The sequence below is a fragment of the Streptomyces sp. NPDC018031 genome (assembly GCF_044327625.1).
Taxonomy (GTDB): Bacteria; Actinomycetota; Actinomycetes; order Streptomycetales; family Streptomycetaceae; genus Streptomyces.
Genome location: NZ_JBIRFT010000003.1, coordinates 254,974 through 270,454 on the forward strand (window position 1 = coordinate 254,974; position 15,481 = coordinate 270,454).

13 protein-coding genes, 1 other RNA gene and 1 pseudogene are annotated in these 15,481 nt (G+C 75.6%); 7 read left to right on the top strand and 8 right to left on the bottom strand.

Features of this window, described 5'->3' with window-relative positions:
- Positions 1-83: 83 nt before the first annotated feature.
- Together ACH4B3_RS11380 and ACH4B3_RS11385 are read left to right on the top strand one after the other, a co-directional pair.
- Complete coding sequence (locus ACH4B3_RS11380; protein WP_398462555.1) at positions 84-677, top strand: MBL fold metallo-hydrolase; 594 nt, start codon at positions 84-86, stop codon at positions 675-677.
- Between the two features lie 40 nt (positions 678-717).
- Positions 718-1,494 carry a class I SAM-dependent methyltransferase gene (locus ACH4B3_RS11385; RefSeq protein ID WP_398462556.1) on the top strand — a complete coding sequence of 259 codons (777 nt, stop codon included), beginning with the start codon at positions 718-720 and terminating at the stop codon, positions 1,492-1,494.
- Between the two features lie 264 nt (positions 1,495-1,758).
- Here ACH4B3_RS11385 and ACH4B3_RS11390 read toward each other — a convergent pair whose 3' ends face one another.
- Both ACH4B3_RS11390 and ACH4B3_RS11395 read right to left on the bottom strand, forming a co-directional pair.
- Positions 1,759-2,727: a GNAT family N-acetyltransferase gene (locus ACH4B3_RS11390; protein ID WP_398462557.1), complete on the bottom strand. Its 969-nt coding sequence runs from the start codon at positions 2,725-2,727 to the stop codon at positions 1,759-1,761.
- Between the two features lie 326 nt (positions 2,728-3,053).
- Positions 3,054-3,932: a hypothetical protein gene (locus ACH4B3_RS11395; RefSeq protein ID WP_398462558.1), complete on the bottom strand. Its 879-nt coding sequence runs from the start codon at positions 3,930-3,932 to the stop codon at positions 3,054-3,056.
- 427 nt (positions 3,933-4,359) lie between these two features.
- Between ACH4B3_RS11395 and ACH4B3_RS11400 the strand changes: the two are divergent.
- A pseudogene (locus ACH4B3_RS11400) lies at positions 4,360-4,686 on the top strand (class I SAM-dependent DNA methyltransferase); the annotation flags it as partial.
- A gap of 179 nt (positions 4,687-4,865) precedes the next feature.
- Here ACH4B3_RS11400 and rnpB read toward each other — a convergent pair.
- Positions 4,866-5,268: RNase P RNA component class A (gene rnpB, locus ACH4B3_RS11405), an RNA gene on the bottom strand.
- A gap of 127 nt (positions 5,269-5,395) precedes the next feature.
- Entirely contained in the window at positions 5,396-6,895 is a 1,500-nt protein-coding gene (locus ACH4B3_RS11410) for an RNB domain-containing ribonuclease (protein ID WP_398462559.1), read from the bottom strand.
- A 252-nt stretch (positions 6,896-7,147) separates the two neighbouring features.
- Here ACH4B3_RS11410 and yaaA point away from each other — a divergent pair, with 252 nt between their 5' ends.
- Complete coding sequence (gene yaaA / locus ACH4B3_RS11415) at positions 7,148-7,945, top strand: peroxide stress protein YaaA (protein WP_398462560.1); 798 nt, start codon at positions 7,148-7,150, stop codon at positions 7,943-7,945.
- A gap of 469 nt (positions 7,946-8,414) precedes the next feature.
- Positions 8,415-9,053: a bifunctional 4-hydroxy-2-oxoglutarate aldolase/2-dehydro-3-deoxy-phosphogluconate aldolase gene (gene eda / locus ACH4B3_RS11420; RefSeq protein ID WP_398462561.1), complete on the top strand. Its 639-nt coding sequence runs from the start codon at positions 8,415-8,417 to the stop codon at positions 9,051-9,053.
- 241 nt (positions 9,054-9,294) lie between these two features.
- On the opposite strand, the gene ACH4B3_RS11425 is transcribed toward eda, so the two are convergent.
- Positions 9,295-10,293: a zinc-dependent alcohol dehydrogenase family protein gene (locus ACH4B3_RS11425; protein WP_398462562.1), complete on the bottom strand. Its 999-nt coding sequence runs from the start codon at positions 10,291-10,293 to the stop codon at positions 9,295-9,297.
- Between the two features lie 96 nt (positions 10,294-10,389).
- Here ACH4B3_RS11425 and ACH4B3_RS11430 point away from each other — a divergent pair, with 96 nt between their 5' ends.
- Both ACH4B3_RS11430 and ACH4B3_RS11435 read left to right on the top strand, forming a co-directional pair.
- Positions 10,390-11,358: an AraC family transcriptional regulator gene (locus ACH4B3_RS11430; RefSeq protein WP_398462563.1), complete on the top strand. Its 969-nt coding sequence runs from the start codon at positions 10,390-10,392 to the stop codon at positions 11,356-11,358.
- A gap of 43 nt (positions 11,359-11,401) precedes the next feature.
- A complete protein-coding gene (locus tag ACH4B3_RS11435; RefSeq protein WP_398462564.1) occupies positions 11,402-11,851 on the top strand; it encodes a VOC family protein in 450 nt (149 codons plus the stop codon).
- A 76-nt stretch (positions 11,852-11,927) separates the two neighbouring features.
- On the opposite strand, the gene ACH4B3_RS11440 is transcribed toward ACH4B3_RS11435, so the two are convergent.
- The 3 genes from ACH4B3_RS11440 to ACH4B3_RS11450 are packed head-to-tail and all read right to left on the bottom strand — an operon-like array spanning position 11,928 to position 14,736.
- A complete protein-coding gene (locus ACH4B3_RS11440; RefSeq protein ID WP_398462565.1) occupies positions 11,928-13,127 on the bottom strand; it encodes a bifunctional RNase H/acid phosphatase in 1,200 nt (399 codons plus the stop codon).
- Positions 13,124-13,867, bottom strand: a complete 744-nt coding sequence (locus tag ACH4B3_RS11445; RefSeq protein WP_398462755.1) for a zinc ribbon domain-containing protein — start codon at positions 13,865-13,867, stop codon at positions 13,124-13,126. Before ACH4B3_RS11445 ends, ACH4B3_RS11440 begins: the two co-directional genes overlap by 4 nt.
- Positions 13,864-14,736 carry a Nif3-like dinuclear metal center hexameric protein gene (locus ACH4B3_RS11450; RefSeq protein WP_398462566.1) on the bottom strand — a complete coding sequence of 291 codons (873 nt, stop codon included), beginning with the start codon at positions 14,734-14,736 and terminating at the stop codon, positions 13,864-13,866. The genes ACH4B3_RS11445 and ACH4B3_RS11450 overlap by 4 nt, the downstream gene beginning before the upstream one ends.
- Between the last annotated feature and the right edge of the window lie 745 nt (positions 14,737-15,481).

The following is a 15,481-nucleotide window of genomic DNA, read 5'->3' on the forward strand; positions in this document are numbered from 1 at the left end:
TGTGCCACGGCTGGCACAGATCCTGCGATCAGCGGCAGAAGTGCCACTCGTGACGGAACGGCCCGGTCGGCAGGATCAAGGGCATGACAGACGCACCGCTCGGGCGCAGCGCCGAGTACACGATCCTGACCACCGGATACACGGGCGCCACCGGCCCCGGGGTGGCCGCCACCGTCTCCTACGTCTCCGACGCGGGCCGGCACGTGATCTTCGACCCGGGCATGGTGGCGAGCCCCGACCGCATCCTCGGTCCACTCGCGGCACTGGGCCTCGGCCCCGACGACATCACCGACGTGGTGCTCAGCCACCACCACCCGGACAACACCATGAACGTGGGCCTGTTCGGCCGGGCCCTGGTGCACGACCACAAGGTCGAGTACCGGGGCGACCAGTGGCGGAACCGGGACGCGGAGGGTTATGAGCTGACCCCGTCGCTGCGGCTGATCCGCACCCCGGGGCACAGCTCCGAGGACATCACGCTGCTCGCGGGCACGGCCTCGGGCGTGGTGGCGTTCGCCGGCGACCTGTGGTGGCACTCGGAGGGCCCCGCGGACGACCCCGTGGCCCCGGACCGCGACGTACTGCGTGCCTCCCGGCTGCGGGTGCTGTCCGCCGCCGACCTGATCGTGCCCGGCCACGGCGGCCCGTTCACACCCGACGGCAGCACGCCGCGGTAGGGGATCGTCCGGTGGATCATGTGACCACTAGGCTGCGCCGATGGAACACGCAACCGACGCCCCCGGGGGCTGCACCGGGTCCTCGGGCCGGGTGAACGACTACGACGGCTTCGCCGAGGCGTACTCGGCGGAGAACGAGGACAACCTCGTGAACGCGTACTACGAGCGGCCCGCGATGCTGGCCCTCGCCGGGGACGTGGCCGGTCGCCGGATCCTGGACGCCGGGTGCGGCTCCGGGCCCCTGACCGCCGCACTGCGCGACCGCGGCGCGGTCGTCACCGGCATCGACGCCAGCGCCGGGATGCTGGCGCTGGCGAGGCGGCGGCTCGGGGACGACGCGGCCCTGCACGTGGCCGACCTGAACGACCGCCTGCCGTTCGCCGACGGCGCGTTCGACGACGTGGTCGCGTCGCTGGTGCTGCACTACCTGGAGGACTGGGGGCCGGCGCTGGCCGAGTTGCGGCGGGTGCTCAGGCCCGGCGGCCGGCTGATCGCGTCGGTGGACCACCCTTTCGTGGCCTACACGTTCCAGGAGCCCCGGCCCGACTACTTCGCGACCACCAGCTACACCTTCGACTGGACGTTCGGCGGGCGGTCCGTGCCGATGAGGTTCTGGCGCAAGCCCCTGCACGCGATGACCGATGCCTTCACCACGGCCGGTTTCCGGCTGTCGGCCATCAGCGAACCGCAGCCCGACCCGGCCGCCCGTGAGCTGTTCCCCGAGGGCTTCCACGACCTCTCGACCAGGACCACGTTCCTGTTCTTCGTCGTCGAGGTCCCGCGGTCGGCCGGCGGCTCCGACGGCTCCGACGGCTAGGGTCCGTCCGCCGGTACGGCGCCCGCACCACCCCCGCCACGGCGGGGGGACCACTGCCCCGCCGACCCGGTCGGCGGGACGGTTCGGCTGGGCGGAACACCGCACTCCTGCCGGTGGCGCCGCCGGCAGGGAAGCTGTCGGAGCCGCGGGTTCCCCTACAACGGTGACGGGCGGTCGGCGACAGGCCGCTCAGCGTGGAGTCCCGGTGTCCGTCGCCCCCCGGACGGCGTCGGGTGTTCCCCGGAGCCGAGTGGGGCGGTGGACTCAGCGCCAGTCGTCGATCACGTAGGCGTCCGGGTGGCTGTAGCCGGGTTCGTTGGGCTTGTGCATGGTCACGCCTTGCAGCCAGGTACGGAAACCGCGGTCGGCCATGCGCCGGTAGGCGTCCTGGCGGGCCAGGCTCATTCCGGCGTCCAGTTGCCCCAGCCCCTTCTCGGCGGCCAGCTGCTCGCACGCGTCCAGCAGTCGTTCGAACCGGTCCGCGGCGCCCGGGCCGGGGCGCACGGCGCCGAACTTGACGAAGCACACGTCCTCACCGGCCTCCGACCCCGCTCCGCAGTGGCAGACAGCCAGACCGTCGAGGCCGGAGTCGGCGCCCTCGAGGAGGACGGTCTCGCCGAGCCCCTGCGCCTGGGTGGCCGTGATCTCGCGCTCCAGGCTCAGGCCCTCGTACACGGCCCCCGTCAGGGCGTGACCGAGGCTCAGTGCCTCGGGCCGCTCGGCGGCGGTCAGCTCGCCGTACAGCACTCGGCCGGGGACCGCGGCGCTGACGGCGACCTGCTTCTTCATGATGGCGGTGAGGAACCGGGGCCAGAAACCGTACCGGCGGTAGAGCTCGAGGTGCTTGGGGCTGTGCGAGAAGGTGAACAGGCCGAGGTGGCGGTTCTCCCAGGTGTCGAAGCAGGCCATGACCGGTTCCATGAGGCGCCTGCCGATGCCCTGGTCCCACAGGTCCGGACGTACGGTCAGCGGGCCGAAGAACCCGACGCTGCCCCAGTCGGCGGCGAAGTTCGATCCGACGACCTCGCCCTCGACGGTCGCCGTGAAGGCCGCGCGTGGATCTGCCGCCCAGCGGGTGCGGACATAGTCGGCGGTCCCGAAGAACGTCTCCGGCTCGGGGAACCCGAGGAAGGTCCCGAAGGCAACCCTGAAGATGTCGTCGGCCCGATCCAGGTCCGGCTCGACCAGCGGACGGACCGAGGCGGCGACACCCGTTCGCTTCGTTGCGGGCATGATCGCTCTCCTTTCCGCCCCCGGTTCCATCGCACCACGGACGTGCGCCGTGGGCGATGCGACGGTTCCGGTGGTACCCCAGGGATCGAGCGGCCGTGTTCCCGCGAGGACCGGGCGGCCGTCTTCCCGCCGATCGACGACCCGCCGGGCCTCCGGGACGCCGGGGCTCCGGGACGCCGCCAGGAGCGCCGACGGTGCCTGCTCGTGCTCGTCGGTATGACGGGACCGGCCGCAACCGTCGCCGCCGGCGTCCATAGGCGGCCCACCACCGGGCCGGGCCGGCGGGCGCGGCACCGTGCGCCTGCCGGCCCGCCCCGGTCGCCGGGTCAGCGCGCCGCGCCGTCCTGCTTGACCGCCTCGTCGGTCAGGTCCGTCACCTGGCTCGCCGGAGGGGCATCCGCCTCCACCTCGGTGCCGAAGTCGGAGAACTCCAGCACCGTGCGCACCGTCACTCCCTGCGGGGCGGACGAGGACCGCTGCGAGGAGCCGGCCTCGGGGCGGGGGGTGGCCTTGAGGGCCATGTCCACCTGCTGGCGGCGGATGCGCCCCTGGTCGTCGAGCCAGAGGTCCATCGGGAGGGTGGGGCCGAGCCGCTTGCTCAGGGCGGCGCCGTCGGGCAGCTCGGCGACGTCGACGCGCACGCGGTACCGCGTGGTGGTGACGCCGCCGACCGTGGCCGTGCCGCTCTTCACCACGTCCTTGTCGTCGATCGCCTTGGCGAGGCTCGCGGACCGCGCCGGATCGTTCATGGACTGGTCACCGCTGCGCTGCTGGGCGGCGACCTTCCGCAGGTCGATCCTGATCCAGGGTTTGCCGTCGGGCGCCTGCCCGGCGGGGGGCTTCTGGTACAGCAGCTGGTCGACCACGCGCTGCTCGATCCGCCCGCCGTCCGCGGTGAGCGTCAGGACGCTGTCGCCGTCGTCCAGGTCGACGGCGCCCTTTCCCCGCACCGTCGCCGACTTGCCCTCGGCCGAGGTCCGCGTCCGCAGCGTCACCCGCGCGGTCTCCTGGTCGGCCGTCCGGTCGTAGGCGGACCGCACCGCCTCGGTGGCCTGGTTGCGGGCGTCGTCCGCGCCCTTGGTGGCGCGCGACTCGTCCGCCGGTCCGGCCGTGTCGCCGTCGCCACCGCAGCCGACCACCACCGTGCCGGCGAGAACTCCGGCTACGGACAGCGCCGCGATCCTGCTCCTGCCCGACCTGGCCATCGAGTGCTCCTCTCAGCTGTGCCGCCGACCGGCTCCGTGCGACGCCGGTCCCGTCCGTGCCCCAAGTGCCCGCTTATGACCTGAACACACCTACGAGTCCGGCCAGTTGCCGCCAGGACGGCCATCGGCGACGCGCCGCCCGCCGTTTCCCGGGCGTCCCGGCTGGTGCCCCCGTGGGGCAGGGCGAACCGGTTGACGGGCGGGGGCGCCTGGGCACCGGCGCCGGACGCGTGGTGGCGGCGAAAGGGGGCAGGCGGGACCCACCGGTCGCAGGGCCCTTACCGCGACGTACTGCGCGCCTCCCGGCTGCGGGTGCTGTCCGCCGCCGACCTGATCGTGCCCGGCCACGGCGGCCCGTTCACACCCGACGGCAGCACGCCGCGGTAGGGGACCGTCCGGTGGATCATGTGACCACTAGGCTGCGCCGATGGAACACGCAACCGACGCCCCCGGGGGCTGCACCGGGTCCTCGGGCCGGGTGAACGACTACGACGGCTTCGCTGAGGCGTACTCGGCGGAGAACGAGGACAACCTCGTGAACGCGTACTACGAGCGGCCCGCGATGCCGGCCCTCGCCGGGGACGTGGCCGGTCGCCGGATCCTGGACGCCGGGTGCGGCTCCGGGCCCCTGACCGCCGCACTGCGCGACCGCGGCGCGGTCGTCACCGGCATCGACGCCAGCGCCGGGATGCTGGCGCTGGCGAGGCGGCGGCTCGGGGACGACGCGGCCCTGCACGTGGCCGACCGGCTTCCACGACCTCTCGACCAGGACCACGTTCCTGTTCTTCGTCGTCGAGGTCCCGCGGTCGGCCGGCGGCTCCGACGGCTCCGACGGCTAGGGTCCGTCCGCCGGTACGGCGCCCGCACCACCCCCGCCACGGCGGGGGTGGGACCGCTGCCCCGCCGACCCGGTCGGCGGGGAGGAGGGAACGACGGACGAGTCGGCCTGTACGCCGGGTTCTGTCTCCCGGGAGCCTCGCGGCGCCCGAGGAGGCGGCCATCCATCTAGGACCGGTGTTGCCACCGGCCTCGTGCGGTCTACCCGCGGACTCGGGCGGGCAGCCCTCGATCGTCCGCGCAGAGCCGTCAGCCGACGGCTCCTCTTGACCTTGCTCCGGGTGGGGTTTACCTAGCCGGCCGGGTCACCCCGGTCGCTGGTGGTCTCTTACACCACCGTTTCACCCTTACCGGGTGCCTTGCGGCTCCCGGCGGTCTGTTTTCTGTGGCACTGTCCCGCGGGTCACCCCGGGTGGGCGTTACCCACCACCCTGCCCTGTGGAGCCCGGACGTTCCTCGGCGGGGTCTGGGACCCCGACGCGGCCGCCCGGCCGGCTCGTCCGCCGTGCCGACCATGCTACCCGGCCCAAGGTCACGTCCCGGACCGGACCGGGCCGGAGCCGGTGCCGGTGCCGCCGGGCCGGGGACCCGACGGACCGCACGGGCCGCGGCGGCTCGGCCCCGCGTCAGGCCGGGGCGAAGCGGACCTTCTCCCGCCCGGGTCCGGCCGCGAGGAGCCGCACCCGCAGCGGGTCGCCGAGCGGGAGCGCGGGGCCGTACGGATCGGTGTCCACCCGGCCGACCACGGCGGGTTCACGGAGCTGCACGGTTCCCCGGGTCGGGGCGTCCTCCCGGACCTCCACCACGAAGCCGTCGAAGACCTCGCCCACCCGGTCGCTCATCACCGCCGCCTCGACCAGATCCACCGATTCGCGCTCCGCCCGGCGGGCACGGGCCGCGGCGCCGGCCATCTCGGCCGGGAGCGCGTCGAGGGCGGCGCGGACCCACTCGGGCGGTTCGGCCCCCTCGGCCGCGGCCAGGCACAGCTCGCCGGTGTAGCGGTCCACGAGGCGGCGCAGCGGCGCGGTGCAGTGCGCGTAGTCGTCGGCGAGGGCGGCGTGCCGGGCCTCGGCCGGGTCGGGCGGATCGCCGTCGAACACGGTGTACCCGGCGCCGCGCAGCAGGCCGGTGCACTCCTGGAGGAAGGCCGCGTGGCGGGGCTCGATGGGCGGCGGCCCGCCGGAGCCGCCCTCGCCGGGCCGCTGGGCCGCCGAGAGGGAGCGGACGACGTCGGCGTACGAGGTGCCGTGCGGCCAGTCCACGTCGAGCGCGTGGGCCACCCGGCGCAGCCGCTTGACGGCCCCGTCGGGCGCGGTGGGCAGCGTGCGCAGGATGCCGGTGCCCGCGGTGAGCATCAGGTCAGCGGCGGCCATACCGGTCATCAGGGAGATCTGGGCGTTCCAGCCGTCGACCGGCAGCGGGGCCCGGTAGGCCAGGGCGCAGCGCCCGTCCCGCGGGACGACGACCTGCTCGGGGACGTCGAGGGAGATCCCGCCGCGTGCCTGCTCCAGCTCCTGGCGGAGCAGGCCGATGTCACGCAGCAGGGTGAGCGGTTCCTCCGCGGCCCCGCTGTCCAGTTCCCGCTGCACCCCGGCGTAGTCCAGACGGGCGCGGCTGCGCACCAGGGCCCGCCGTACGTGGGTGAACACCAGCTCCCCGAACTCGTCGAGGTCCATCTGGTACAGCAGGGCCGGGCGGTCCCGGTCGGGCAGGAGGCTGGCCGCCCCCTCGCCGAGCACCTCGGGGTGGAGCGGCACCCGGCCGTCGGGGAGGTAGACGGTCATGCCCCGGCGGTGGGTCTCGGCGTCCAGGGCGCCGCCGGGCACGACGAACGCGGCCACGTCCGCGATGGCGTAGTACACCCGGAAGCCGCCACCGGGCCGCCGGTCCAGGAACATGGCCTGGTCGAGGTCGGCCGCGCCGGGCGGGTCGATGGTGAACAGCGGGAGGTCGGTCGCGTCCACCGCGTCCGGCAGCGGCCGGTGGTGGGCGGCCGCCTGCTCGGCCTCCTCCCGTACCGCCTGCGGGAAGGCGGCCGGGAGGTCCAGTTCGCGGCGCAGTTCGTGGAGGGCGGCGCGGAGCTCGGCGCCGCCCGTCCCGGACACGTGAATGGGGCGGCGGGGCATGGCTTCGAGCCTAGGCGGGGGCGGGGCCTCCGGCACGGCGAGCGGGGCGGGGACCGCCCGGCGCGGGGGTACGGGCCGCAGGCGCTCCGAGGGGACGGGCCGCAGGCGCGCGGGACCGGAGGCGGCGGGACCGGAGGCGGCGGGGCGCGTCTCGCGGACCGGCCGGGGTTCGGCCCGCCGGGGTCCCGGGCCGTAGGCTGCGGGATCGGGCGATGAGCCCGCGCCCCACCGTCGCCTACCGAGGAGTCCGAAGTGCTCGTGCTGTTGCCGCCGTCCGAAGGGAAGGCCGCGGAGGGGTCCGGGGCGCCGTTGAGCCTCGGGACGCTGTCGCTGCCGGAGCTGGGCGGGGCACGCGCGCGGGTCCTCGACGAGCTGGTGTCCCTGTGCGCCGGTGACGAGGACAAGGCGGCCGAGGTGCTCGGGCTGAGCCGGGGGCTGCGCGGCGAGGTGGCGAAGAACGCGGCGCTGCGCACGGCCGCCACCCGGCCCGCCGGGGAGATCTACACCGGGGTGCTGTACGACGCGCTGGGCCTGGCCACGCTGGACCCGGCGGCCCGCCGGCGGGCCGAGCGGTCGCTGCTGGTGTTCTCCGGACTGTGGGGGGCGGTGCGGATCGGGGACGCCATCCCCTCGTACCGGTGCTCGATGGGGGTGAAGCTGCCCGGACTCGGCGCGCTCGGTGCCTACTGGCGGACCCCGATGGCCGAGGTGCTGCCGCAGGCGGCGGGCGAGGGGCTGGTGCTGGATCTGCGGTCGGCGGCCTACGCGACGGCCTGGCGGCCCAAGGGCGCGCCGGCGGGCCGCACCGCGAGCGTCCGGGTGCTCCAGTCGAGGATCGTGGACGGTGCGGAGAAGCGGTCGGTGGTCAGCCACTTCAACAAGGCGACCAAGGGCCGGCTGGTGCGGGACCTGCTGACGGCCGGCACGGAGCCCGCTGATCCGGCGGAGCTGGTCGAGGCGCTGCACGAGCTGGGGTACACCGTGGAGGCGTCCGCCCCGGCGAAGGCGGGCACCGCCTGGTCGCTGGATGTCGTGGTGACCGAGCTGTAGCGCCCGGGCCGGCCGGCGGGTGCGGGGCCCCGACCCGGCGACGCGGGCGGGCACGCGGGCCGGGTGCGGCCCGGTCGGCGGGCCCGGTACGGCACGGTCGGTCGGCAGTCCGGGTGCGGCACGGCGGACAGGCCCGGTACGGGCCCCGTCGGGGGCGGGCCGGGAACACCGCTGGGCGCCACTCCCAGCGAGGCGGGCTGGCTGGCTCGCTGGCTGGCTGGCTGGCTGGCTGGCTGCGACACGGTCGGCAGGCACGGTCGGCGGGCGGGCCGGGTGCGGCCCCGCCGGTGGCCGGGCCGGGACACCGCTCGGCACCACTCCCGGCGAGGCGGGCGGGCCGGATGCGGCCCGGCCGGCAGGCCCGGTGCGGCACGGTCGGCGGGCGGGCCGGGAGCACCCCTCGGCGCTGCTCGTTGCACAGGGCGCAACGTTCGTTGCGCAGAGCGAGGATGGCGTCGACGATGGCGCCGTGACCCGCCCTGCCGCCGCCTCCGGTTCCGTACTCGACATCGCCCCCGTGATGCCCGTCGCCGTCCTCGACGAGGTCGCCGACGCCGTACCGCTGGCCCGCGCGCTCGTCGCGGGCGGACTGCCCGCGATCGAGGTGACGCTGCGGACCGCCGCCGCGCCGGACGCGATACGGGCCATCGCGCACGAGGTGCCGGAGGCCGTGGTGGGCGCCGGCACGGTCCTCTCCCCCGGGCAGGCGGAGGCGGCGGTCGGCGCCGGGGCCCGCTTCCTGGTGAGCCCGGGGTGGACGGACCGGCTGCTGGCGGCCATGAGCGCCTCCGGGGTGCCGTTCCTGCCGGGGGTGTCGACCGCGTCCGAGGTGGTGGCGCTGCTGGAGCGCGGGATCACGGAGATGAAGTTCTTCCCGGCCGAGGCGGCGGGCGGCACCGGCTACCTCACCTCGCTGGCCGGTCCGCTGCCGCGGGCGCGGTTCTGCCCCACCGGGGGGATCGGCGCCAGGACGGCGGCGGCCTACCTGGCGCTGCCCAACGTCGGCTGCGTGGGCGGCAGCTGGATGCTGCCACCGGCCGCGCTCCGGGCGAAGGACTGGTCCGCGGTGGAGCGCCTGGCCCGGGAGGCGGCGGCCCTCCGCCGCTGAGCCCGCCCTCCCGGCCGGTTCCCCGGGGTTCCGTGCCGACCCGGTGGCGGGCGGGCCGTCGACCGGCCGGGCCTTCGCCGAACCCGCGACCGGCCACCTCACGGCAGGCCCGAACCCGCCAGGGCTGGGTGAGCCCTTGCCCCAACCCGCCAGGGCTGGGTGGGCCCCTCCCACGGGCCCGCAGGGGAAACCGGGCCGCCGCTCCCGAGGGCGCCCGCGCCGAGCGGGCCGGCGGCGCCGTTCAGAGGGTGACCACGATCTTCCCGAGCTGGCGGTTCGTCTCCATCAGGCGGTGCGCGTCGGCCACCCTGTCCAGGCCGTGGAAGGTCTCGGCGATCACCGGTGCCAGGGTGCCGTCCCGCAGACCGGAGCCGAGGTAGGCGGACACCCGCCGGCGGGCGTCCGGGGCGCCGACGATCTTGCTGTTGTCGTAGGTGTGCACGGTCTGCGGCCAGTTCATGGACAGCTGGGCCGGGCGGTGGTCGAGCCAGCCGTAGAGCACCGTCGTGCCACCCGGTGCCAGCGCGTCGCCGAGGGCCGCGAAACCGGGGCCGCCGATCGCGTCGAAGGCCACCTGGGCGCCCTTGCCGCCGGTGATCCGGGCGACCTCCCCGGCCAGGTCCTCGGAGTCCGTCGTGATCACATGGGCGGCGCCCAGCTCCAGCAGCCGCCGCCGCTTGTCCGCGCCGCGGGTGGTGGCGATCGGCACCGCACCCTGCCGGCGGGCGACCTGGAGCGCGGCGGTGCCGACCCCGCTGGACGCGCCGGTGATCACCACATGGTCGCCCGGGGCCAGCCCGGCCGTCTCCACCAGCCCTCCGTACGCGGTCGAGTAGGTCAGCCAGGCGGCCGCGGAGGTCACCGCGTCCACGCCCTCCGGCCTGCGCACCACCGACTCCCGGGGCAGCAGCACCCGTTCGCCGTGGACCCCGTGCACCCCGAAGTCGAAGTCGGCCGCGGCCATCACCGGGTCACCGGGCGCGAACTCGGTCACCCCCTCGCCGACGGCCTCGACCACCCCGGCCGCCTCGTAGCCGAGCCGTGAACCGGGCAGCGTGGGCTGGTAGTAGTAGGCGCCCGCGCGGAACAGCGCCTCCGCGCGGTTGATCCCGATGGCCTCCACCTGGAAGAGGACCTCACCGGGGCCCGGCGCGCGCAGCGGCACGTCCTCGACCCGCAGTACCTCGGGTCCGCCGAGCTCGTGGAAAAGAACTGCCCTGGTAACAGCGGAAGTTGTCATGACGGAGACGGTAGGCGGCACACCGGAGACGACCCATAGCCCAAAGCCGCCGGATTATGTCTGATCGTCTTTCACCGGAACCTGTACGGTGCGTCCATGGACGTCCTCAGCGATGCGATCGCGGCCATGCGGACCGGTCGGCCCCATTCCTCCCGCACGGCCCGGCGCGGGCCGTGGGGCCTGCGGTTCCCCGCCTCCGACGGTGCCGGGTTCCATGTGGTGCTGCAGGGCTCGGCCTGGCTGCTGCGGCCCGGCGCGGCCGACCCGGTGCACCTGGGCCCGGGCGACGTGGTCTTCCTGGCGCACGGGTACGGCCACGGCCTCGCCGACCACCCCGCCACCCCGCTGGAGGACTTCGAGCCGGCGCCGGACGGCTCCTGGCCCGAGCCGGCCGACCCCGGGGAGATCACCGCCGACACCACACTGCTGCTCTGCGGCGCCTACCGCCTGGACCGGGCACGGGCGCACCCGCTGCTCACCGAACTGCCCGAGGTGATCCACATACCGGCCCGGATCGGCTGCCACCCGCAGCTGCGGGCCGCCATCGACCTGCTCGGCTCCGAACTGGCCGAGCCCCGCCCGGGCTCGCACGCCGTGGTGGCCGGGCTGCTGGACACCCTGCTGGTGTATCTGATGCGCACCTGGTGGCTCAGCGAGCGCCCGGAGGGCACCGGCGGGTGGGCGGCGGCCCTGCGGGACCGTGCGGTCACCGCCGCACTGCAGGCCATGCACGGCGATCCGGCCCGGCCGTGGACGGTCGAGGAGCTGGCCGCCGAGGGGGGCCTGTCCCGGGCCGCCTTCGCCCGCCGCTTCGCCGCGCTGATCGGCCGGCCGCCGCTGGCGTACCTGACCTGGCTGCGCATGACCGCGGCGGGCCGGCTGCTGCGCGAGACCGACACCCCGCTGCGCTCGCTGGCCGCGCGGTGCGGCTACGGCTCGGAGTTCGCCTTCGCCAAGGCGTTCAAACGGGAGTACGGCATGGCGCCCGGCGGGTACCGCCGGCGGACCGGTCAGGGACCCGGCCAGGCCCGGAGGTCCCCGGCGCCGGCGCCCGGACGGCCATAATGATCAAGAGGGCGCGAGCCCTCGTCTACGGAGGGAGAGCCCCATGGCACTCGGCTGGAAGCTGGTCTTCGACGCCGCCGACCCGCACCGCCAGGCCGTCTTCTGGGCGGAGGCGCTGGACTACCTGATCGAGGACAACAGCACGCTGATCGAACAGCTGCTGGCCTCCGGGGCCGTCCAGCGGGAGCTGTGCGTCGAGTTCCAGGGGCGGCTGTTCTGGCGGGACGCCGCGGCGGTCCGGCACCCGGAGGACCCCTTCGACCCGGTCAGCGGCACGGGCCTGGGCAGGCGCCTGCTGTTCAACCGCGTTCCGGAGCCGAAGACGGGAAAGAACCGGCTGCACGTCGACGTCCACAGCGGCCCCGGGCAGCGGGAGGCCACCGTGGCCCGGCTGCGGGAGCACGGCGCGGCCCTGGTCCGCCACGTCGAGGAACCCGGGGGCAGCTGGTCGGTGCTCACCGACCCGGAGGGCAACGAGTTCTGCGTCGCCTGAGGCGGCCGCGGGACGGGGCGCGCCCGGACCCGGCGGCCGGGGCGCGCCCGCTGCCGGCGCCCGGGCCGGTGCGGGGTCAGCGCAGGTGCGAGGTGTCGTTCAGCAGTCGCACGCTCGCGTTGCCGTCCGCGTAGTAGGCCACCACCGACAGCGAGGCCGCGGACAGCTCCATCCGGAACAGCGACTCCGACGGCGCGCCGAGGGCGAGCCGGACCAGGGTCTTCACCGGGGTGACGTGCGAAACGACCAGCACCGTCCTGCCCGCGTAGCGGGCGATGAGCTTGTCGCGGGCCAGCCCCACCCGGCGGGCGACCGTGGCGAAGCTCTCCCCGCCGCCGGTGGGCGCGGCCTTGGCGGACTTCAGCCAGGCGTCCAGGTCGGCCGGGTACCGTTCGCGCACCTCGGCGAAGGTCAGGCCCTCCCAGGCGCCGAAGTCGGTCTCGCGGAGCCCGTCCTCGATCCGGACGTCGAGCCCGAGGCGGGCCGCCGCCGCCTCGGCCGTCTCACGGCAGCGCCGGAGCGGGGAGCTGACGATCGCCTGGACGGTGCCGCGCGCGGCGAGCGCACCGGCGACCTGCTCGGCCTGGCGGCGGCCGGCGGGCGACAGCTCGGGGTCGTCGCCGCCGCTGCCGGAGAACCGCTTCTGCGGGGTGAGGGCGGTCTCCCCGTGCCGGAGCAGCACCAGGGTCGCCGGGGCCCCGAGGTCGGCGGGCGCGGCCCAGCCGACCGGCGGGACGGCGGGGGTCCGGGCTGTGTCCTCGGCGTTCGCGGCGCCCTCGGCCTCGTCCGCGGCCTCCGGCCCGGCCCGGTGCGCACCGGCCGGCGGCGCCGCGGCGGCCGGGGTCCTCGGCTGCCACTGGCCGCCCCTGGCGCCCGCGTCCATCGCCTCGTTGGCCAGCCGGTCCGCGTGCTTGTTCCGCTCCCGCGGGATCCACTCGTAGCCGACCTGAGCGGCCGGGAACACCGTCTTGGCCTCGGCCGCCAGCGGCCGCATGTCCGGGTGCTTGATCTTCCAGCGGCCGGACATCTGCTCCACCACCAGCTTGGAGTCCATCCGGACCCGGACCCGGGCGGTGGGATCGATCGCGTGCGCGGCGCGGAGACCGGCGATGAGTCCCCGGTACTCCGCGACGTTGTTGGTGGCGGTGCCGATGTACTCGGCGGCCTCGGCGAGCGTCTCGCCGGTGACCGGGTCCAGGACCACGGCCCCGTACCCGGCGGGCCCGGGGTTGCCCCGGGACCCGCCGTCCGCCTCGACGACGAACTCCCGCATCACAGACCGGACTCGGGCGTCCGGACCAGGATGCGGCGGCAGTTCTCGCAGCGCACCACGGCGTCCGGGGCGGCGGCCCGCACCTCGTTGATCTCGGTGATGTTCAGTTCCAGCCGGCAGCCCTCGCAGCGGCGCTGGTAGAGCCGGGCCGCGCCCACCCCGCCCTGCTGCCCGCGCAGCTTCTCGTAGAGCTTCAGCAGGTCGGCGGGGACGCTGCCGGCGACGATCTGGCGCTCCTTGGTGAGGGTGGCGAGCTCGGCGTCGATGCCGCCGGCGGCGGTGTCCCGCCGGGCCGTGGCGTCGTCGGCCTTGGCCTGGACGGACTCCACGCGGCCGGTCAGCTCGGTCACCCGCTCCTGTGCCGACTCGCGGCGCTCCATCACCTCCAGCACCACGTCCTCCAGGTCGCCCTGGCGCTTGGCGAGCGAGGCGATCTCGCGCTGGAGGTTCTCCAGGTCCTTCGGGGAGGTGATCGCCCCGGAGTCGAGCCGCTTCTGGTCGCGGGCGGCCCGCTGGCGGACCTGGTCCACGTCCTGCTCCGCCTTGGTCTGCTCGCGGGCGGTGTCGCTCTCCTCGGTCTGCGCGGCGACCAGCAGGTCGCGCAGCTGCGCCAGGTCGGCGCTCAGGGTCTCGATCTCGGCGTGCTCGGGCAGGTTCCGGCGCTTGTGCTCGAGCTGCGCGAGCTTCAGGTCCAGGGCCTGGAGGTCGAGGAGGCGGATCTGGTCGGCGGGCGCGGCGTTCAGTTGGGGGCTCCAGAGGGATTGTCGGAATCGTCGGAGGCGGGCGAGGACGACGCCGCGTGGGCGGTCCAGGGGTCGGTGACCGTACGGGAGACATGGGTGCGCAGGCCCCACCCGTGCCGGTCGGAGATCTCGTCGAGCTGCGCGGCGGCCTGCTCGGTCCAGGGCCACTCGGTGGCCCAGTGCGCCGCGTCCACCAGACCCAGCGGGCCGTGCTGACTGGCCTCGGAAGCCGGGTGGTGGCGCAGGTCCGCGGTGAGGTACGCGTCGACACCGGCCGCGCGCACCGCGTCGAAGAGACCGTCCCCGGAGCCGCCGCAGACCGCGACGGTCCGGACCGTGCGCTCCGGGTCGCCGGCGACCCGGATGCCCTGGGCGGTGGCGGGCAGCCGGGCGGCGGCACGGCGGGCGAACGCGGCGAGGGTCTGCGGGGTTTCGAGTTCGCAGATCCGGCCCAGGCCGCGGCGGCCGTCCGGGTCCGCCGGGTCGGGCACCAGCGGGCCGGTGACCCGCAGGTCCAGCGCGCCGGCGAGGGCGTCGGAGACCCCGGGGTCGGCCCGGTCGGCGTTGGTGTGCGCGACGTGCAGCGCGATGTCGTTCTTGATCAGCGTGTGCACCACCCGGCCCTTGAAGGTGCCGGCCGCCACGGTGGTGGTGCCGCGCAGGTACAGCGGGTGGTGGGTGATCAGCAGGTCGGCGCCGAGCCGCACGGCCTCGTCGGCGACCTCCTGGACCGGGTCGACGGCGAACAGCACGCGGGAGACCTCGGCCTGCGGGTCTCCGCAGACCGTGCCTACGGCGTCCCACTGCTCCGCCCGCTCGGGGGGCCAGAGAGCGTCGAGCGCGGCGATGACGTCGATGAGTGCGGGCACGGATCAGAGGTTACCTCCCAGCCGCGTCCGGCCGCCCCGGAGCTGCGCGATCACCGGGCCCGGGAACGGTGGTCACGGTGCCCGGTGACCACGGACCGGGACCGGGCGACCGCGCCGCGGAGCCGCTCGCGGCCGCCGGACGCGGCCGCACTGCCGCCGGTCTGGGTGCGGTCCGCCGCCCGGCCGGCGTGCGGGCCCGCCGCCGGGACGTCCACGAGCCCGCGGCCCGGCGCACGCGGTCGCCGACCTGCGGCCCGCGACCGGCCGCACGGCTGCGGGCGGCGACCGGCTGCGGGTGGCGGCCGACGAGTGGCGGGTGGCGGCCCGCTGCGGGGGCGGCGGGTGGCGACCGGCTGCGGGGCGGGGGCAGTCGACGAGCGGCGACCGGCTGCGGGGCGGGGCGGCGAGTGGCGGGCGGCCGGCGGCGCGGTGGCAACCGACGCGTGCCGAATGGCGACCGGCGGCGGGAGCCGGACGGCGAGTGGCGAGTGGCCACTGACGGCGGGGCGGCGAGTGACGGACGGCGACCGGACCGACCAGGCCGACCAGGCCGACCAGAACCACTGAGCCGAGCAGGCCGACGAACCGGACCGGCACAGCCGACCGGGCTGGCGAAGCCGACCCGGCCGACCAGGCGACGGAACCGACCAGGCCGACCGCACGTCCGGACCGACCGAGCCGACCAGGCCACCCGACCGACCGGACCCACCGGACCCACCGAGCCGACCAGGCCACCCGACCGACC

Bases quoted from the DNA above. Each gene is read 5' to 3' on its own strand.
- ACH4B3_RS11435 (WP_398462564.1), top strand. From the start codon at position 11,402: ATGGCACTCGGCTGGAAGCTGGTCTTCGACGCCGCCGACCCGCACCGC.
- ACH4B3_RS11385 (WP_398462556.1), top strand. From the start codon at position 718: ATGGAACACGCAACCGACGCCCCCGGGGGCTGCACCGGGTCCTCGGGC.
- ACH4B3_RS11390 (WP_398462557.1), bottom strand. From the start codon at position 2,727: ATGCCCGCAACGAAGCGAACGGGTGTCGCCGCCTCGGTCCGTCCGCTG.
- ACH4B3_RS11430 (WP_398462563.1), top strand. From the start codon at position 10,390: ATGGACGTCCTCAGCGATGCGATCGCGGCCATGCGGACCGGTCGGCCC.
- ACH4B3_RS11425 (WP_398462562.1), bottom strand. From the start codon at position 10,293: ATGACAACTTCCGCTGTTACCAGGGCAGTTCTTTTCCACGAGCTCGGC.
- ACH4B3_RS11410 (WP_398462559.1), bottom strand. From the start codon at position 6,895: ATGCCCCGCCGCCCCATTCACGTGTCCGGGACGGGCGGCGCCGAGCTC.
- ACH4B3_RS11380 (WP_398462555.1), top strand. From the start codon at position 84: ATGACAGACGCACCGCTCGGGCGCAGCGCCGAGTACACGATCCTGACC.
- ACH4B3_RS11395 (WP_398462558.1), bottom strand. From the start codon at position 3,932: ATGGCCAGGTCGGGCAGGAGCAGGATCGCGGCGCTGTCCGTAGCCGGA.